Here is a 16,994-nt window from a genome sequence, read left to right as displayed (position 1 = left end):
GCTTTTCGCGAAACAGCATTCCCGGTCACCAAGCCCGCCTGTTGGCAACCCTGCTTACTGTCTCGCGGTGCTGTCGGACGCCGTGACCATCATCAGCCCATGGGCACCGTATTTGTGGGTAGCGAAGAACTGGCTCGCGGCACGATCACGCGGGCACGCCTGCTGACGGCGTACCGGGCGCTGTTTCCGAACGTGTACCAACCGGCGATCGCAGAGCCGTCGCTGTACGCGAACACCGTCGGCGCGTGGTTGTGGTCGAAGCGTCGTGGTGTGATCACCGGCAGAGCGGCCGCGGCGCTGCACGGTGCCGAGTGGGTGGATGCGAATTCACCCGTCGAGTTGATATGGCGCAACAACCGCCCACCGCAGGGGATCATCGCGCGCAACGACCGCTTCGCCTATGACGAGGTCGTCGAGATCAACGGCCTGCCGGTCGCATCGATCCAGCGCACCGCCTACGACCTCGGGCGGTTTCTCCCGCGGGGGGAAGCCGTCGCCCACCTCGATGCGCTCGCACGGGCGACGGGCCTGGCGGCCGCACATGTGGCTGTCGTCGCCGGCCGCTACAGTGGCGCCCGTGGTGCCCGCCGCTGCAGGGAGGCGCTCGATCTGATGGACGCGGGCGCCCAGTCTCCGAAAGAGACGTGGTTGCGCCTGTTGCTCATCGACGCGGGTTTTCCGCGGCCGGCAACCCAGATCCCTGTAGCGGACGATTACGGCGATCCCTTCGCCTTCCTGGACATGGGCTGGGAGGACGTGAAGATCGCCGTCGAATACGACGGCAAGCAGCATCAGGACGATCGCGGGCGATACGTGTGGGATCACCGACGGCTGACGCTGCTGAGACGGCGGGACTGGCTGCATGTCCGCGTCATCAATGAGGACCGACCGCACGACATCCTGCGGCGGGTCCGCGAAGCGTGGGCCCTACGCGAGACAGCACAGAGGGCGGTCAAGCACCCGGCTTGATAGCCGGGAATGCTGTTTCGCGCACGCTCAGAGCGGATCCCGCGCCGCCGGGCACGACATGCAGCGCGGTCCGCCCCGCCCCGTGCCGAGCTCCGAGGCCGGGATCGGGAGCACCTCGATGCCCGAATCACCTAGTCGCGCATTGGTTTCGACATTGCGTTCGTAGGCGACGACGACACCGGGGGCGACGGCGAGGGTGTTGTTGCCGTCGTCCCACTGCTCCCGTTCGGCGGTGACCGGATCGAGGCCCGTGTCGATCACGCGCAGCTTGCCGATACCCATCGCGTCCGCGGCGGCGTCGACGAACGGTGCGGCCCGGTCGATCTTCACCCCGCCGGCGGTGCGGTGAATGGTGAACGCCGACAGCGAGTCGACGATGTTCGGATACATCACGACCGCGTCGGTGTCGACCATCGTGCATACCGTGTCCAGGTGCATCTGCGCCCGCTCCTGCGCGATCGGCACCGCGAGCACCGTATGCGCGAGGTCGTCGTCGAACAGGCTGCGCGCCAAGGCTTCCGCACCCGCGGGCGTGGTGCGCTCCCCTACCCCGACAGCCACCACACCGGGTGCGAGCAGCAGCACGTCACCGCCTTCGACCGGCGCGGAGCGCGACTCGTAGGCGCGCCGCACCCCGAGGAACCGGGGATGGTGCGCGTAGATCAGATCGGTCAGCGACGTCTCGCGCACCCTTGCCGGCAACGCCAGCGAGGTGATCGCCACCCGCGGCCCGATCCAGAACGACGAGTCCCTGGTGAACAGCAGATTGGGCAGCGGGTCGATGACGAAGTCACCGCCGTGATGCATCCGACGGACCAGCGACAGTTCACGCTCACCGAACGGCAACTCGTTGAACGTCATACCGGCCATCAGCACGTGCGCCAGCTGGTGCGGGTCGAGCGTGCGCAGATACGCCGAGAGTTCCTGCGCCAGAGGCAATCCGAGCCGACGCGGATCGACGGCCGCCGCGATGCCCTGCATCCTCGCCGCGCCACTGGCCAGCGCCTCCCGCAGCAGATCGGCCAGCAGCAGAACCTCGACACCACGCGATCGCAGCACGTCGGCGAACAGGTCGTGTTCCTCCTGTGCCTTCGCCACCCAGGGCAGTCCGTCGAACAGCAACGCATCGTTGTTGCGCGGCGTCAGTCGCTGCAGTTCGGCGCCGGGCCGGTGCAGGATGACGACACGCAGGGTGCCCACCTCGGAGTTCGAGCCCAGCACGATGTCGGCCATCCGATCACCGTAACGCCATCGCGGCGCGCCGGAGAGCTCCGACAGATACCTGAAGTATCGTTGAGGTCATGGAGGGCCGTGAGCTGACCCCGAGCGAAATGGCGGTACGCAGTGGCGTCGCGGTGTCGGCACTGCACTTCTACGAACGTGAAGGCCTGATCAGCAGCCGCCGCACATCGGGCAACCAGCGCCGCTACGCCCGGGAGACGTTGCGCCGCGTCGCGTTCATCCGCATGTCGCAACGGCTCGGCATCCCTCTGGCCCGGATCAGGGACGCGCTCGCCACCCTGCCGTCGGACCGGGTGCCGACGAGTAAGGACTGGGCGAAACTGTCGGCAGGCTGGCGCGCCGACCTCGACGAGCGGATCCTGCACCTGCAACGCCTGCGCGACAACCTCGCCGGCTGCATCGGTTGCGGCTGCCTGAGCCTCAAGACCTGCGTCCTGACGAACCCGGACGACGTACTCGCCGGACAGGGCCCCGGGGCCGTCCGCCTCTGAACCGATCGAACGGGTGTGCGATACACTCGGCGGCATGGAGCAGGCTCTTCAGGGCTCGCTTTTCGAGCATGCAGAGCGCCGCCATCTCGGTAACGGCGCATGGCTCGACGTCCGCTCGGGCTGGCTGACCGACGCCGACAGCCTCTTCGACGAACTGCGGGCCTGCATCCCGTGGCGCGCCGAACGGCGCCAGATGTACGAGCGGGTGCTCGACGTGCCCCGGCTGCTGAGCTTCCACAACCTCGTCGAGGACGCCGCACCTCATCCGCGCCTGAAACAGATGCGCCGACGGCTCAACGACGCGTACGGCGGAGAACTCGGCGAACCGTTCACCACGGCGGGGCTGTGCCTCTACCGCGACGGCAACGACAGCGTGGCCTGGCACGGGGACAACATCGGCCGCAGCAGCACCGAGGACACGATGGTCGCGATCGTCGGGCTCGGCGCCACCCGGGTCTTCGCGCTGCGGCCCCGCGGCGGTGGGCCGTCGCTGCGTATCCAGCACCACCACGGGGATCTGCTCGTGATGGGCGGATCGTGCCAACGCACATGGGAGCACGCGATTCCGAAGACGGCCAGGCCGACGGGTGCGCGGATCAGCATCCAGTTCCGGCCGCACGGGGTGCGCTGAAGCGGGATCAGCCCCGGACGTCGGTAACCGCTTCGCTGAGCAGATCGCGGGCGCGCTGCGTGTTCACCGGAACGACGCGCTGCCCGGGGATCACGAGCGGATTGGCCGTCACGATCACCAGGTAGTTGTCGAAGCTGGCCACGTAGTTGTAGAGCTCACCTGTGCGGGGGACGCCACCGACCACCGTCTGCACCACGCGGTGGGTCGCCGACGTCCGCGCGCCGTCGATCGCCGGGGCCTCGACGGTTTCGACCAGCCCACGCACCTGCGGCCCGGCGAACTCGATCTTCTTGCACGCCGGATCGACCTCGTCGAGGGCGAGTGGTTCGGAGGTCTCCACGGCGATCGCGATGAACCGGTTGCCCTCACCCTCGGCGGACGCGGCGGCCATGTTGCCTTTGAGACCGGCCTCGGGCAGCAGTCCGCGGGCGGCTTGCGCGCATTCCGGCGGCGTGAAGTTCACGCCCTCCGGCATCGGTTGCGGCGCAAGCAGCTTCGGGTCGATGCCCGTCGGCGCGATGTCGCGGTATTGGAATTGCGGACCGAACTGCGCTCTGACCTCGGCGATCCTCGCGATGTCGGGAGCCGTTTCGGCGGTGGGTGTCTGGCTGTCGGAGCCGCACGCGGTGGACAGGAGAGCCACGCAGGCCACGGCCGTCAGGGACTTCGGGGCGTCCATCGCGGCCAATGTACCCGCCGTCGGGCGCTCACTTCCGTAGCGCGGTGACCGTTTCGGCGAGCAGTTCGGCGGCGAACCGGCCGTCGAGTACGGGGTTGGGCGACCCCGGATCGGTGACGACGGTGACGTACACCAGACGGCCGTCCTGCGCCGCCATCGCCGTCGTTGCCTCCGAACGGGTTTCGGTGCCGCCCTCGACGACGGTCAGCGATTCGGCCGCCATCGCGACGGTCTGCGCGCCTGCGACGGCCGGGGCCGCCACGAGACGAGCCGTACCGGTGCTCGGGCCCGCCGAGATCTGCCACGTCGCGCACTCACCGACCCTCGCCGGATCGATACCGGAGGCGCCGGTGGCCGCGACCGCATAGACGATTCCGCCCGCACCGGAGGCCGACCAGCCGCGCAGCGTCGCGGGATCCACCGCCGGATCCGACAGCGCGGCGCAGCGGTCCGGCTCCGCCCGCCACTCGGGTCCGAAACCCCACTGCGCCACGGGCGTGACGCGTCCACTCACGCCGGTGACCTCGTACCCGGGCGGCAGTGCGTAGCGGGCGCGATCGATGCGGGTGGGGTCGATGTCACCTGTCGGCGCAGCGGCCGACGACGGGGTCTCGGGCGCCGATTCGTCCGAAGGCGCCCCGCACGCCGCGAGGACTGTCGCGGCGACTCCGACAGCCGCGATGTGGCGCACCTGCCGATGATGACACAACGCCGGTATCGTCCGGGCATGATCAACGGCAGATCCATGACCACCCCCCTGCGGACGGGCACCGTCGCCCTCGCCGCCGCGATGGGCATCGCACTCGCCGGATGCAGCTCGGACACGTCGGGCGATGCGGTGGCCGAGCAGGAGACGACCTCGAGCGAAGCGACGTCGAGCAGTGCACCCTCCTCGCCCGCGGGCCCGACGGAGACCTCACCCGCGGCGGCGCCGCAGCAGACGATCGCCGAGTACCTCCGCGAGAACAACGTCGAGCAGACCCCTGTTGCACCCGGTGCACCCGGCTCGCCGAAGGTCGATCTGCCGCAGCTGCCCGGCTGGGAGGACGCCGGCCCGAAGGCGCCCGAAGGGGCCTACAGCGCCGTGCTTTTCGCTGATCCGTCGATGGCGCAGGATCCGCCCATGATCAGCACGTTCATGTTCAAGCTCACCGGCAACGTCGACCCAGCCGGAATCTTCGCGGCGGCACCCGCCGAGCTGACCACCCTGCCCGGCTTCGAGTACCTGGGCGATGGGAGGGAAAGCGAGCTCAGCGGATTCGACGCCTACCAGTTCGGCGGCGCGTACACCCGCGACGGCGTCAAACGGATGATCGCGCAGAAGACGGTCTTCATCCCGGCCGAGGGCGGGGGGTACCTGCTGCAGTTGACGGCCGACGGTACCGAGGACCAGATCGGTCCGCTGCTCGACGCGACGTCGACCATCGACGAGCAGACCGTCATCACGCCCTAGAGATCCGCGAGGCCTCGGCGATCTGGTCGGGCGTGGGCCGCACGCCGGTGTAGCGCTCGAATTGTTCGGCGGCTTGCAGCGCGATGACCTCTGCGCCGGTGATGACCGGAACACCGGCGGCGCGGGCCGCGACGACGACAGGCGTCTCGGCGGGCATGGCCACGACGTCGAAGACCGTGTGCGCACACGAGATTGCGGCCTCGTCGAACGCACGGTCGTCCTCCCCCGGCCCGCCCGCCATGCCGATCGGCGTGACGTTGACGAGGACGGCACCCTCGCGCGGCCGGACGTCGGAGGTATACGTGTAATCGAGTCGGCCGGCCAACCGCACACCGGTGTCGCGGTTACGGGCCACGATCGTCCCGTCGCTGAATCCGTGGTCTCGGAACGCCGCTCCGACCGCTGCCGCCATTCCGCCACTACCCCGGATGATCACCGGACGCGACGTGTCGAGTCGGTGTTCGTCGATCAGCCGCTGCACCGCGAGATAGTCGGTGTTGGAGGCGATCAGGCGTCCGTCGTCGTTGACGATCGTGTTCACCGCGTCAATGGCCCGAGCCGAGGGCTCCACCTCGTCGACGAGCTGGATGACGTCCTGCTTGAACGGCATCGACACCGAACAGCCCCGGATCCCCAGCGCCCGTACGCCACCGATCGCCGCCGCGATGTCGGTGGTGGTGAACGCCTTGTAGATGAAGTCGAGTCCCAGCGACTCGTAGAGATGGTTGTGGAAGCGGGTGCCGATGTTGCTGGGCCGCCCGGCCAGCGAGATACACAGCCGGGTGTCCTTGCTGAGCGGAGGTCGTCCCATCAGCCGACGGCCCGGATGACCTGGCGGGCCGTATCGCGGATCTGCGCGGTCAGACCGCGCGGCAGCGGTGCTTCGGCCGGCACGTCCACGACGGTGGTGACGACGCCCAGGTCGTCGAACACCCAGTGGGCGCCCAGTTTGTCGAGGATCCTGCGCATGGCGACGTTGTCGGTGAGCACGCGAGCGGTGAACCGTCGCACTCCGTCATCTCTCGCGGCGACGATGAGCGCGTTGAGCAGGAAGGTGCCGAGTCCGCGGCCCTGATAGTCGTCGCCAACCATGAACGCCACCTCGGCGGTCGTCGGATCGTGCTCGTCGCGCACGAAGCGGGCGTCGGCGACCACCGGACCGTCGATGCCGTCGGTCATCACCCACACGAAGTGGTCCGCGTAATCGACCTCGAACAGATACGCCATCAGCCGCGGCGTCGGCCGACGGGCGGACTGGAAACGGCGGTAGAGCGTTTCGCTCGAGAACTCGACCGGACCGTTGATCGTCCGTTCGTTGTCACCGGGCAGCACCGGCCGCAGAAACAGTTCGGTCCCGTCGGCGACCCGCACCGGGATGGGGGTGAGGAACGCCGCCAGTCGCTGCCGCGCCAACCGTACGAGCCGCGCCATCATCTCCGGCACGTCGAGCATCGTCGCGAACGCCTCGTGCGCCCCGACCCATCCGGTCAGCGCCCCCATGGCGACGACGGTCGCGGTGCGTGGGGTGTCGCGCATCAATGCGATCTCGCCGACGATCATCCCCTCGTGCACCTCCACCACGGTGGGAGTGCCGTCGGGGGCGAGATGGGTGACCGTCGCGCTCCCGGACCCGATCAGCAGGAACGACACCGCCGCCTCGCCCTGGCGCATCAGGACCTCACCCGGCGCGGCGGTCAGCGGCCGCAGGTGAGACGCCAACGGCCCCAACGATTCGATGGGGCAGCCGGCGAAGAAATCCAGGCCCGCGAGTTCGGCTGCGCGGACGGCGGTCGAACCGGCCACGACCCGAGGCTACATCGTTTTCGCCGGCGTGTTCCCACACGCCGGCAGGGACATACGAAAAGCGCCCGGTTCCGACCGCTGCTGAGTTGCGGTGGGAACCGGACGCGATCCGTGTGTCAGCGGTTCAGGTGGTTACCAGTCCCAGATCGGGGAACCGGGGCCACCGAACGGACCGAAGTCCAGGTACGTACCGATGCCGCCCGTGATGCCGGGCACCGCGCGGATCGAGTCCTTCGACTCGCCACCGGCGGGCGCCAGCGGCGCGTTGATGTTGGCCGCGCGAACCTCCGACGGTCCGGCGTTGACGACCCCGGGATCCGCGACGCGAATGCCCTCTTCGGCCACCGGGCCGGCGAACGGGGCGAAGGGGTCGGCTTCGACGTCCGAGACGTCGGCACCGGCGATCCCCGACCCGAAGGCCACAGCGGCGCCGGCGACTGCGAGCGCGCCCAGTCCCGCGAAGCCCAACTTCGTTGCCCTGCGGACGAGGGCTTCGGCGTGATCGGCCATCGGCCTTCCCCTATCTCTATAGCGTGCGGGACGGAATATCCCGGACAGTTGACGTTCAAACCCGGTCGAAGAGTAACAGCACGAATCCCACCCCGCACCTGCTAGAAGGTGGTTTCTCGAGGGCTGATCCCGGTTAGCCGCCCGCGGCCGGATCGAACCACTAACCTGACGGCGTGAGTGACTCGATGTCGCAGCCCGGGGACGGTCCGGGCGGGGACGGGGGCGGGGTCGACGAGACTGCCGAATCGACCGTCGCACAGATCAACCGCGCGCTGATCGAGACGGCCGCCGGACCGGGTATCGACGACCCGACGGTGCGCCGACTGGCGAGCCAGCTCTCGGAGAATCAGGAACTCCTCGACTCCCTGATGGACCTGTGGCTGAGCGATGCCACGCGCCTGGAGGCCCTGCACGGAACCGGCTTGATGACCGGCGAGCAAGGGCAGGCACTCGACCGCGTCGCCAAACTGACCGCCGAGGCGCTCGGCACCCGCTACGCAGCGATCTCCCTCGTGGACAAGGACACTCAGCTTCTCGCCGGATGCAGCGTCACCGACGCGGACTTCGTCCGCTCGCGGCCCATCCAGTTGTCGGTGTGCAAGTTCGCCGTAGTCGCCGGTCGACCGCTCATTGTGGAAGACACGACGGCCCACCCCCTGCTCGCGAAGCATCCGGTGGTCACCTCCGGTGAGGTGCTGGCCTACGCCGGCGTGCTCTTAACTGACGACGATGGAAATATCGTTGGCACGCTCTGCATCTGGGACGACCACCCGCGTCCGTGGACCGGGCCACAGATCCAACTACTCGAGGATTTCGCCGCGCTGGCGCGGGCGAAGGTCTTCGGGGCGACGCGGTAGACGACCCGCACCCGGCCAGAATGCGAAATGATCTTGAAATTCTTTGCTCATCCGGTCGACCAGGTCCGTCGTTCCAGCGGTGGGGGCGACCACGGACACGTATTGTCCGAGCGAGGCGAGGGAAAGGTTGAGCGGTCGATGGCGTCGACAGAGGCAATCTCGGCCGAGGTGAAGCCTCCACGTCCCAGGGACCCGCAGGCCCCCCGGAAGCCGAAATCGTTCGCCGCGCTCGTGCGCACCAACCCGCTCAACACAATCATCACCGTGGCGGTCGACGCGATCAGCGCGTCGCTCGGCCTGGCACTCGGCTTGTGGTGGGCGCACAGGACGCAAGAGGTGCTCGCCCCGTTCTGGATGGTGGCGCTGTTCGTCCCGCTGGCCCTCGCCATGCTCGCGCTGCGCTCCGCCTACCGCCGCACGCTCGACCGCAGCGTCATGGACGAGATCGGTCCGGTGGAGACGACCGTGGCGCTCGCGTCGATGACCGTCCTCGCGGTGCTGGTCTTCAACGACGTGACCGGTAAGCCCGGCGCGCTGATGTCGAAGATCTGGATCTGCGCCGCGCTGCTCATGCCGGTCGGCCGGCTGATCCACGCCTACATCCAGCGCCGGCTGCGCGTCACCGCCAACAGCGAACTCGTCTCACCCACCCTGATCGTCGGCAACGGCCGCGTCGCGCATCAGGTCGCGGAGCGGCTCAGGACGTCCCCCCAGTACGGGCTGGCGCCGGTCGGATTGGTGTCGTTGGAGGAGCCGTGGACCGGTGGCGACGACGTCAAGGCCCTCCCCCTGGTCGGCACGCCCGAAGACGTCGAGTCCGCGATCGCGGCCACCGGTGCCGAGGCACTGATCATCGCCTTCTCCCGTACGCAGGATCAGCTGCTCACCCGCGTCATCCGCGTCGCGCATCAGCACGGTCTGCGGGTCTGGGTGGTGCCGCGGATGTTCGACGCCGTCGGCGAGAAGGTGCGGGTCGAACACATCGGTGGGCTGCCGCTGCTGGCGCTGCCCACCGCCAACCCGCGCGGATGGCAGTTCGCCGTCAAGCACATCCTGGACCGGATGCTGGCCACCATCGGCCTGGTCGTGATCTCACCGCTGTTCCTGACGCTGATGCTGCTGGTCCGGCTGAGCTCGCCGGGGCCGATCTTCTTCAAGCAGGAGCGGGTGGGCCGGGACGGGCAGGTGTTCGACTGCCTGAAATTCCGCACGATGCGGGAGCCGCGCGCCTCGGACGCGGCGTTCCAGTTGGGCTCCGGATCCGCGCCCGGCGGCGTGGAGGGTGTCGACCGCCGAACGAAGATCGGCAAGATCATGCGTGCGACGTCGATGGACGAGCTGCCACAGTTCATCAACGTCGTGAAGGGCGATATGAGCCTGGTCGGGCCGCGGCCGGAGCGGCCGGAGTTCGTCGAGCTGTTCGAGATCCAGATCCGCCGCTACGGCGAGCGCCATCGCGTCAAGGCCGGTGTCACCGGCTGGGCTCAGGTCAACGGTCTGCGCGGCCAGACCTCGATCGCCGACCGCGCGGAGTGGGACAACTACTACATCGAGAACTGGTCGCTGGCCCTGGACATCAAGATCCTGTTGATGACGGTGCTGGCAGTGCTCAAACGCGCCGAGTGACGCGGGTTGAGGCCTACGACCTGCTGAATCAGAGTGGAGCTAAGGGGAATCGAACCCCTGACCTTCTCGATGCGAACGAGACGCGCTACCAACTGCGCTATAGCCCCTGATACCGGTACGAAAGGCTACCAGCCTCATCGCACCGGTCGAAACCGGCTACTGCCCGGCGGCTCTGGGCAGGTCGTAACGGCGGGCGAACGCGACCTCGTCGAGGTGCTCGAACGCCGGATCCTCGTCGTCGATCTCGAGCACCGCGGCGCCCGGGCGACGCAGTCGGGCCGGGACGACGTCGAGGTCGGAGTCCGCGGTGTTTTCCACGCCCAGCCGTGACCGCCGCACCCGCTGGGCACGACGACGCCGCACCTGCTCCTCGATGCGCGTCTGGCGGCGCAGATAGCCGAGGTAGAGGGCAGTGACCACACCGACCGTCGCGCACAGCCACCACGCCCACGGAGCGACCAGGTAGGCGGCCACGCCGGTGACCAGAAGGGCGACCGCCATGGAGGTCACCATCCGCTTGCGGAACTGGTATTTGCGGGCGCTCACCGCGGCAGCCGTCTTCGACTCGTTCCGACGCCGGCGGGCCGCACTGACCGAGTCGGCGATGCTGGAATCGCTGTCGTCGGTGGAGGATTCGAGACCCGACGAATCCGGCACGTACTCGTACTCGTCTTCGGTGCCGTCGGATTCGGCGACGGGTTCGTCCGCGTCGACGGGTTCGTCCTCGACGTCCTCGACGTCCTCGACGTCCTCGACGGCTTCGAGGTCCTCGGGTTCCGGTGCCGCGGCGACCGGCTCCACGGGGGGCTCAGCGGCGGCGGAGATACCGATCGGCAGGGCGCCGGAGTCCTCCTCGACGACATCGACGTCAAGATAGTCGGGCTCGGCGTGCTCCGGCGCGGCCGCCGCGAGCACCACGGTGCGCCGAGGGGCGGCCTCGCGCTCGGTCTCAGACTCGAACTCCGGCTCGCCTTCGTCCTCGTGCTCGTCGACGGAGGGCTGCCAATCGGGGTCCGAATGGTGGCCGGCGGCCGGCCGCGTGCGACGGAGCAGGCGCGCGCCCGAGCCGGAGTTCAGCACTCGGGTCGACAGCGCGACGTCGCTCGTGCGGCGAACGGCGTCCCGCTTGCTGATCAGCATCGGGACCAGCACGAAGAGCCACAGCACTACGAGCGAGATCCAGAGGAGAGATTGGGGGATGCTTGGCATGGAGCCTGCTCCTTTCCCCTTCAGGCTAGGTCCGGTGACCAGCGCATCTGGGGACGACGCGCCGGGGACAATTACACACCTGTAATTAACTGCATACAAGCACCGCCAGTAACATCCGTCACACGTGTCACATTCCGGCGTCGCGGTTCCGGGCCGGCTAGACCCATGCCGCGCGACCCGCGCGCACCAGCGCCGCGACCGCGGACGTCCCCATCTCCTCGACAGTCACGGCCACCAGCAGGTGATCGCGCCACGCACCGTCCACCTCGAGGTAGCGCTTGAGCAGACCCTCTTCACGGAAACCGACCTTCTCCAGAACCCGACGACTGGCGGCGTTCTCGGGTCGTACGGTGGCCTCGACGCGGTGCAGGCTCACTGCGCCGAAGCAGTGGTCGACGCCGAGGGCGAGCGCCGCGGTCGCGACGCCCCCACCGATCAGATCGCTGGCCACCCAGTAGCCGATCCACGCCGACCGCAGCGCGCCGTGCGTGACGTTCCCGATCGTGAGCTGGCCGGCGAACTCGCCGTCGAGTTCGATCACGTAGGGCAGCATCCGCCCTTTGCGGGCCTCCGACCGCAGACCCGAACACACCGCCGGCCATGACGACATCGCGTGCCGCAGTTGCCAATCCAGGCCTGTGACCGGTTCCCACGGCTCGAGGTGGGCGCGGTCGGCCAGCCGGATCCGGCTCCACGCGGCGGCGTCCCGCAGCCGCACCGGGCGCAACCGGACCACGCCGCCTGCGACGCGCACCGGTCCGGCCGGGGTAGGCCATCCGGGGTGGGCAGGATTGGATCGCAGCACCATCACCTCGGTTCGAGAATCAGCCGCGCTGCGCGAGGAATGCGACGTCGACGGTTTCGCCGGTGCGGACCTCCTCGACCTCGCTCGGCACGATCACCAGACAGTTGGCCTCGGCGAGGGTGGCCAGCAGGTGAGACGACCCACCCGGGGCGCCGCCCAGCGCCTGCACGAGGTACTCCCCGGTGTCCTGATCGCGCATGAGCTGACCGCGCAGATAACCCTTGCGGCCCACCACCGACGTGATGGGCGACAACGCCCGGGCGGGCACCATCCGGCGCATCGGGGCACGCTTGCCGAGCGAGAGCCGGATCAACGGCCGGACCATCACCTCGAACACCACCAGTGCGCTCACCGGGTTGGCCGGCAGCAGGAAGACGGGGACGCCGTCGCGGCCGAGCTGACCGAAACCCTGGACCGACCCGGGGTGCATGGCGATCCGCGCCACCTCCATCTCCCCCAGCCCGGCCAGGACCTTGCGCACCGATTCGGCCGCGACACCGCCCACGGCGCCGGCGATCACGACGATCTCGGCGCGGTTCAGCTGCCCCTCGACCACCTCGCGGAGCTTCTCGGGATCGGCGTCGACGATGCCCACCCGGTTCACCTCGGCACCGGCGTCGCGGGCGGCGGCGGCCAGCGCATAGGAGTTGACGTCGTAGACCTGGCCGTTGCCGGGCGTCCGTGAGATGTCGACCAGCTCCCCGCCGACCGACAGCACCGACAGCCGCGGCCGCGGATGGACGAGCACCCGTTCGCGGCCGACCGCCGCCAGTAGTCCCACCTGCGCGGGACCGATGATCGTGCCGGCCCGCACAGCGACGTCACCGGGCTGGACGTCGTCACCGGTGCGCCGCACGTATGCGCCGGAGCGGACGCCGCGCAGCACCCGGACCCGGCCCGCGCCGCCGTCGGTCCACCGCAGCGGCAGCACAGCGTCGGCCAGCGTGGGCATCGGGGCACCGGTGTGCACGCGCGCCGCCTGGCGGGGCTGCAACCGGCTCGGGGTCCGCGCGCCCGCCTCGATGGTCGCCATGACCGGCAGACTGATGTCCCGACCGTCCTGGTCCTCGCCGTCGCGGCTGCCGACCCCCAGCACGTCGACACTGCGGACCGCATAGCCGTCGATGGCCGCCTGGTCGAAACCGGGCATGGGCCGTTCCGTGACCACTTCCTCGGCGCACATCAATCCCTGCGCCTCGGCGATGGCGACGCGCACCGGCCGCGGTGCCACCGCGGCGGCGGCTACCCGGGCCTGCTGCTCCTCAACCGACCGCACAACACGCCTCTCTGTCTTCTGGGCCTGTCGCGCAGCACTATTCCTCTGTCAGGCCCAATCGCTCGACCAACCACTCCCGCAGTTCGGGCCCGTAGTCGTCGCGTTCCAACGCAAAGTCAACCGCAGCCTTGAGGTAGCCGCCCGGATTTCCCAGGTCGTGTCGGGTGCCCCGGTGGACGACGACGTGGACCGGATGCCCCTCGTCGATCAGCAGGGCGATCGCGTCGGTCAGCTGGATCTCGTTGCCCGCGCCCCGCTGCACCCGGCGCAGCGCGTCGAAGATCGCCCGGTCCAGCACGTACCGACCGGCGGCCGCGTACGGTGACGGCGCGTCCTCGGCCTTCGGCTTCTCCACCATCCCGCGCACCCGCAGGACGTTCGGATTGGCCGCGTCGGGCACGGTCTCCACGTCGAACACGCCGTAGGCGCTGATCTTCTCGGGAGCGACCTCGATCGCGCACAGCACCGAACCCCCGCGCTTGGCCCGCACCTTCGACATCGTCTCGAGCACACCGGTGGGCAGCACCAGATCGTCGGGCAGCAGCACCGCGACGGCGTCCTCGTCGTCGGACAGCGCCGGTTCCACACAGCTGACGGCGTGGCCGAGGCCGAGCGGTTCGCTCTGCACGACCGACTCCACCTTGATCAGGGCCGGCGCTCGACGCACCTTCTCCAGCATTGTCTGCTTGCCGCGGGCCTCCAGCGTGCCCTCGAGGAGGAGGTCTTCGACGAAGTGTGCGACCACACCGTCCTTGCCCTCGGAGGTGATGATGATCAACCGTTCGGCACCGGCCTCGGCCGCCTCGGCGGCGACGAGCTCGATACCTGGTGTGTCGACGACCGGCAGCAACTCTTTCGGCACCGTCTTCGTGGCGGGCAGGAATCGCGTGCCCAGCCCTGCGGCGGGAACGATCGCGGTGCGCGGGATGGGAACTTCGGGCGGTGTCATCGCCTCAGAGATTAACCGGTTCGCGCTGGTTCAACCTCCGATAGAGCCAAGACCGGCGAAGGAGCGGGTGACATGGTGGACGTCGTGGGTAACTCGAGGAAAGCCGACGTGCGGGCTGCGGTGCTGTCCGCCCGCCGCAAGTTGTCGCATTCCCAGCGCGAACGCGACGCCGTGGCGCTGTGCGGGCACCTCCCGGGCGTCGTCGCCGCCGGCCATACGGTGTGCGCGTACGTTCCGGTCGGCTCGGAGCCCGGATCCCCGGCGGTACTCGACACGCTGCGCGAGATCGGCGCGCGGGTCCTGCTTCCGGTCGCCGGTCACGACGCCTCTGGCGTACCGACGGCCCTGCAGTGGGGCGAATACGTGCCCGGCTCGCTGGTCGAGGCCCGCTATGAACTGCTCGAACCACCCGCTCCGTGGCTGGCGGCGGAGGCGATCGCCGAGGCAGCGACTGTTCTGGTGCCCGCGCTGGCGGTGGACCGCATGGGGCGACGGCTCGGGCGCGGCGCCGGCTACTACGACCGGTCACTGCCGCTCGCGGCACCGGATGCACTGTTGGTCGGGGTGGTGCGCGATGATGAACTGGTCGAGCACCTGCCCGCGGAGCCGCACGATGTCGCCATGACGCACGCGTTGACCCCGGGGCGTGGCTTGGTCCGGTTGGGGGAATGACTGTCCCGACTTGGCGGTTTTGGCACTTGACTCGGTAGAGTGCTAATTAGTTTGACGACCTCGGAGGTTCTCGTGCCTACCTATTCTTATGCGTGCACCGAATGCGACAACCGCTTCGATGCCCAGCAGGCGTTCAGCGATGATGCGCTGACCGAATGCCCGCAGTGCAACGGCCGCTTGCGCAAGCTCTTCGGCAAGGTCGGCGTGGTGTTCAAGGGCAGTGGCTTCTACCGCACCGACAGCCGCGAATCGGGGAAGAGCTCGAACAACGGCACGTCGAAGAGCTCCGAGAGCTCGGGCGGCTCCGATTCGTCGAGTTCGTCCGAGAAATCGTCGTCCGCCTCGTCCTCCGGCTCGTCTGGCGACTCTTCCGGTTCCAGCACCAAGAGCACCGCACCCGCCGCAGCCTCGAGCTGACGGCGCGCAGTTATCCACAGGCCGCGTCCCCGGCCGCGCGCGAACGCGCCCTCGGTCTGCCTAACGTGGGCGGGTGGGGGAATCTCTGGCGCCGTCCGCGGCCGCTCGACTGGCCGAATTGCGGCCCGACTGGACCAGAACCGTGTTGGCGCGCCGCATCGTCGCCGCGGCGCTGGTCGCCCTCGCCGCTGCGGCAGCCGTGCGCTCCGATCCGCGGGGTGACCGCGTCGAGGTCGTCGTAGCGGCCCGCGACCTCTCCCCCGGCACGGCGCTGACCGCGGACGACGTCGACACGGCGCAGCTGCCGGCCGAACTGGCGCCCGAGGGGGCGCGCGTCGATACGGCCGACGTTCTCGGCGCGAGCCTGGCCGGGCCCGCCCGCCGTGGCGAGGTGCTCACCGACGTCCGGCTGCTCGGGCCACGGGCGGCGGAGGCCACGGCAGGTCCGGACGCCCGGCTCGTTCCGCTGCACCTGTCCGACACCGCGCTCCTGGATCTGATCCGGTCCGGGGACGTCGTCGACGTGCTCGCGGGCGGCGCCGGTGACGACGGCGAGGCGGCCCGACCCCAGGTGATCGCCACCGAGGCCGTTGTCGTCCTGGTCTCCCCCGAAGCGTCCGGTCCGGCGGCTGCCGGCGACCGGGTCGTCCTGGTCGCGTTGCCCGCACGCGCCGCCAACGAGGTGGCCGGCGCCGCCCTTACCCGAGCAGTCACGCTGACGTTTCGCTGAGCTGCCGTCGGGCCGTCGACCAGGGGACTAACGTTGCGCCCCATCAGCCACACCGCGCAATGGAAGGAGTATGTACATGTTGAAAGGCTTCAAAGACTTTCTCGCCCGTGGCAACATCGTCGATCTGTCGGTCGCTGTAGTCATCGGCACCGCGTTCACCGGCCTGGTCACCAAGTTCACCCAGAGCATCATCGAGCCGCTGATCAACCGCATCGGGGCCGGCGGGGAATCGAATTACGGCATCCTGCGCATCAGTATCGGCGGTGGACAGGCGATCGACCTGAACATCCTGATCTCGGCGATCATCAACTTCGTCCTGGTCGCCGCCGTCGTGTACTTCCTCATCGTGCTGCCCTACAAGAAGCTGCGCGAGCGCGGGCAGGTCGAGCAGGCGCAGGACACCGAGCTGTCGCTGCTCACCGAGATCCGCAACCTGTTGGCACAGGCGAACAGCGAGGAACCGCAGACGAAGGGTCCGGGAACGGGGCCCAGCCCGGACACCGCCGAAACCACGAGCGCGGACCGGACGTAGACGACCGAAAGCAGAACAGCCCCCGGATTTCTCCGGGGGCTGCTCTGTGTGTTCGCCAATGGAACTAGTTCATGTTCCAGGGGGCGCCGTAGGTGGTGACGCTGTCACCGGTCGAGGCGATCAGTCGGGCGTAGGGACGCAGC

General features: G+C 68.9%; 20 protein-coding genes, 1 tRNA gene and 1 pseudogene. 10 read left to right on the top strand and 12 right to left on the bottom strand.

Going from position 1 to position 16,994, the window contains the following annotated elements:
• Nucleotides 1–99 precede the first annotated feature (99 nt).
• Nucleotides 100–969 (top strand): hypothetical protein, encoded by an 870-nt coding sequence (locus A5757_RS14800; protein WP_066835426.1) that lies wholly within the window; start codon nt 100–102, stop codon nt 967–969.
• 27 nt (nt 970–996) lie between these two features.
• On the opposite strand, the gene arcA is transcribed toward A5757_RS14800, so the two are convergent.
• Entirely contained in the window at nt 997–2,202 is a 1,206-nt protein-coding gene (gene arcA, locus A5757_RS14795) for an arginine deiminase (RefSeq protein ID WP_066835425.1), read from the bottom strand.
• A gap of 68 nt (nt 2,203–2,270) precedes the next feature.
• Here arcA and soxR point away from each other — a divergent pair, with 68 nt between their 5' ends.
• Both soxR and A5757_RS14785 read left to right on the top strand, forming a co-directional pair.
• Complete coding sequence (soxR, locus tag A5757_RS14790; RefSeq protein ID WP_066835424.1) at nt 2,271–2,702, top strand: redox-sensitive transcriptional activator SoxR; 432 nt, start codon at nt 2,271–2,273, stop codon at nt 2,700–2,702.
• A gap of 34 nt (nt 2,703–2,736) precedes the next feature.
• Entirely contained in the window at nt 2,737–3,333 is a 597-nt protein-coding gene (locus A5757_RS14785; RefSeq protein WP_066835422.1) for an alpha-ketoglutarate-dependent dioxygenase AlkB, read from the top strand.
• 7 nt (nt 3,334–3,340) lie between these two features.
• On the opposite strand, the gene A5757_RS14780 is transcribed toward A5757_RS14785, so the two are convergent.
• Nucleotides 3,341–4,012, bottom strand: a complete 672-nt coding sequence (locus A5757_RS14780; RefSeq protein ID WP_066835420.1) for a DUF5642 family protein — start codon at nt 4,010–4,012, stop codon at nt 3,341–3,343.
• 28 nt (nt 4,013–4,040) lie between these two features.
• A complete protein-coding gene (locus tag A5757_RS14775) occupies nt 4,041–4,703 on the bottom strand; it encodes a DUF5642 family protein (RefSeq protein WP_066835418.1) in 663 nt (220 codons plus the stop codon).
• Nucleotides 4,704–4,757: 54 nt separating this feature from the next.
• On the opposite strand from A5757_RS14775, the gene A5757_RS14770 reads away from it, so the two are divergent.
• Nucleotides 4,758–5,465 carry an LpqN/LpqT family lipoprotein gene (locus A5757_RS14770; protein ID WP_066835876.1) on the top strand — a complete coding sequence of 236 codons (708 nt, stop codon included), beginning with the start codon at nt 4,758–4,760 and terminating at the stop codon, nt 5,463–5,465.
• Here A5757_RS14770 and A5757_RS14765 read toward each other — a convergent pair.
• From A5757_RS14765 to A5757_RS14755, 3 genes are all read right to left on the bottom strand, one after another.
• Nucleotides 5,455–6,276 (bottom strand): shikimate 5-dehydrogenase, encoded by an 822-nt coding sequence (locus tag A5757_RS14765; RefSeq protein ID WP_066835416.1) that lies wholly within the window; start codon nt 6,274–6,276, stop codon nt 5,455–5,457. The genes A5757_RS14770 and A5757_RS14765 overlap by 11 nt on opposite strands.
• Nucleotides 6,276–7,268, bottom strand: a complete 993-nt coding sequence (locus tag A5757_RS14760) for a GNAT family N-acetyltransferase (protein ID WP_066835414.1) — start codon at nt 7,266–7,268, stop codon at nt 6,276–6,278. The genes A5757_RS14765 and A5757_RS14760 overlap by 1 nt, the downstream gene beginning before the upstream one ends.
• Nucleotides 7,269–7,400: 132 nt before the next feature.
• Nucleotides 7,401–7,778 (bottom strand): hypothetical protein, encoded by a 378-nt coding sequence (locus A5757_RS14755; protein WP_066835412.1) that lies wholly within the window; start codon nt 7,776–7,778, stop codon nt 7,401–7,403.
• A 173-nt stretch (nt 7,779–7,951) separates the two neighbouring features.
• On the opposite strand from A5757_RS14755, the gene A5757_RS14750 reads away from it, so the two are divergent.
• Nucleotides 7,952–8,635: a GAF domain-containing protein gene (locus A5757_RS14750; RefSeq protein WP_156618414.1), complete on the top strand. Its 684-nt coding sequence runs from the start codon at nt 7,952–7,954 to the stop codon at nt 8,633–8,635.
• A 138-nt stretch (nt 8,636–8,773) separates the two neighbouring features.
• Nucleotides 8,774–10,261, top strand: coding sequence for a sugar transferase (locus tag A5757_RS14745; protein ID WP_066835408.1), 1,488 nt, complete (start codon nt 8,774–8,776; stop codon nt 10,259–10,261).
• A 34-nt stretch (nt 10,262–10,295) separates the two neighbouring features.
• Here the strand turns inward: A5757_RS14745 and A5757_RS14740 are convergent.
• The 5 genes from A5757_RS14740 to A5757_RS14720 all read right to left on the bottom strand — a co-directional run bounded on the left by A5757_RS14740 (nt 10,296) and on the right by A5757_RS14720 (nt 14,500).
• Nucleotides 10,296–10,368, bottom strand: a tRNA-Ala gene (locus tag A5757_RS14740).
• A 49-nt stretch (nt 10,369–10,417) separates the two neighbouring features.
• Nucleotides 10,418–11,470, bottom strand: a complete 1,053-nt coding sequence (gene glpR / locus A5757_RS14735) for a gephyrin-like molybdotransferase receptor GlpR (RefSeq protein ID WP_066835406.1) — start codon at nt 11,468–11,470, stop codon at nt 10,418–10,420.
• Nucleotides 11,471–11,627: 157 nt separating this feature from the next.
• Nucleotides 11,628–12,278 carry a GNAT family N-acetyltransferase gene (locus A5757_RS14730; protein ID WP_156618412.1) on the bottom strand — a complete coding sequence of 217 codons (651 nt, stop codon included), beginning with the start codon at nt 12,276–12,278 and terminating at the stop codon, nt 11,628–11,630.
• A 16-nt stretch (nt 12,279–12,294) separates the two neighbouring features.
• Nucleotides 12,295–13,551 carry a gephyrin-like molybdotransferase Glp gene (gene glp / locus A5757_RS14725; RefSeq protein WP_066835402.1) on the bottom strand — a complete coding sequence of 419 codons (1,257 nt, stop codon included), beginning with the start codon at nt 13,549–13,551 and terminating at the stop codon, nt 12,295–12,297.
• A gap of 37 nt (nt 13,552–13,588) precedes the next feature.
• A complete protein-coding gene (locus A5757_RS14720; RefSeq protein ID WP_066835400.1) occupies nt 13,589–14,500 on the bottom strand; it encodes a UTP--glucose-1-phosphate uridylyltransferase in 912 nt (303 codons plus the stop codon).
• 72 nt (nt 14,501–14,572) lie between these two features.
• Between A5757_RS14720 and A5757_RS14715 the strand changes: the two genes are divergently transcribed.
• From A5757_RS14715 to mscL, 4 genes are all read left to right on the top strand, one after another.
• The gene (locus A5757_RS14715) at nt 14,573–15,172 is read left to right on the top strand and encodes a 5-formyltetrahydrofolate cyclo-ligase (protein ID WP_156618411.1); all 600 of its coding nucleotides are present in this window, start codon (nt 14,573–14,575) and stop codon (nt 15,170–15,172) included.
• Nucleotides 15,173–15,244: 72 nt separating this feature from the next.
• The gene (locus tag A5757_RS22820) at nt 15,245–15,589 is read left to right on the top strand and encodes an FmdB family zinc ribbon protein (protein ID WP_082929478.1); all 345 of its coding nucleotides are present in this window, start codon (nt 15,245–15,247) and stop codon (nt 15,587–15,589) included.
• 73 nt (nt 15,590–15,662) lie between these two features.
• A complete protein-coding gene (locus A5757_RS14710; protein WP_066835399.1) occupies nt 15,663–16,319 on the top strand; it encodes an SAF domain-containing protein in 657 nt (218 codons plus the stop codon).
• Nucleotides 16,320–16,395: 76 nt separating this feature from the next.
• Nucleotides 16,396–16,851 (top strand): large-conductance mechanosensitive channel protein MscL, encoded by a 456-nt coding sequence (gene mscL / locus A5757_RS14705; RefSeq protein WP_066835872.1) that lies wholly within the window; start codon nt 16,396–16,398, stop codon nt 16,849–16,851.
• Nucleotides 16,852–16,915: 64 nt separating this feature from the next.
• On the opposite strand, the pseudogene A5757_RS23190 reads toward mscL, so the two are convergent.
• Nucleotides 16,916–16,994: pseudogene (locus tag A5757_RS23190) on the bottom strand (MspA family porin); the annotation flags it as partial.

Origin of the sequence: Mycobacterium sp. 852013-51886_SCH5428379, from assembly GCF_001665575.1 — a bacterium.
Lineage (GTDB): Bacteria > Actinomycetota > Actinomycetes > Mycobacteriales > Mycobacteriaceae > Mycobacterium.
The sequence above is the reverse complement of the archived record's forward strand: the minus strand, read 5'-3'. Positions and strand labels throughout refer to the sequence as shown.

Coding starts and splice junctions, on each gene's coding strand:
- A5757_RS14715 (WP_156618411.1), top strand. CDS start 14,573: ATGGTGGACGTCGTGGGTAACTCGAGGAAAGCCGACGTGCGGGCTGCG.
- A5757_RS14720 (WP_066835400.1), bottom strand. CDS start 14,500: ATGACACCGCCCGAAGTTCCCATCCCGCGCACCGCGATCGTTCCCGCC.
- A5757_RS14745 (WP_066835408.1), top strand. CDS start 8,774: ATGGCGTCGACAGAGGCAATCTCGGCCGAGGTGAAGCCTCCACGTCCC.
- A5757_RS14730 (WP_156618412.1), bottom strand. CDS start 12,278: ATGGTGCTGCGATCCAATCCTGCCCACCCCGGATGGCCTACCCCGGCC.
- A5757_RS14770 (WP_066835876.1), top strand. CDS start 4,758: ATGACCACCCCCCTGCGGACGGGCACCGTCGCCCTCGCCGCCGCGATG.
- soxR (WP_066835424.1), top strand. CDS start 2,271: ATGGAGGGCCGTGAGCTGACCCCGAGCGAAATGGCGGTACGCAGTGGC.
- arcA (WP_066835425.1), bottom strand. CDS start 2,202: ATGGCCGACATCGTGCTGGGCTCGAACTCCGAGGTGGGCACCCTGCGT.
- glpR (WP_066835406.1), bottom strand. CDS start 11,470: ATGCCAAGCATCCCCCAATCTCTCCTCTGGATCTCGCTCGTAGTGCTG.
- A5757_RS14785 (WP_066835422.1), top strand. CDS start 2,737: ATGGAGCAGGCTCTTCAGGGCTCGCTTTTCGAGCATGCAGAGCGCCGC.
- A5757_RS14780 (WP_066835420.1), bottom strand. CDS start 4,012: ATGGACGCCCCGAAGTCCCTGACGGCCGTGGCCTGCGTGGCTCTCCTG.
- A5757_RS14765 (WP_066835416.1), bottom strand. CDS start 6,276: ATGGGACGACCTCCGCTCAGCAAGGACACCCGGCTGTGTATCTCGCTG.
- A5757_RS14755 (WP_066835412.1), bottom strand. CDS start 7,778: ATGGCCGATCACGCCGAAGCCCTCGTCCGCAGGGCAACGAAGTTGGGC.
- mscL (WP_066835872.1), top strand. CDS start 16,396: ATGTTGAAAGGCTTCAAAGACTTTCTCGCCCGTGGCAACATCGTCGAT.
- A5757_RS14800 (WP_066835426.1), top strand. CDS start 100: ATGGGCACCGTATTTGTGGGTAGCGAAGAACTGGCTCGCGGCACGATC.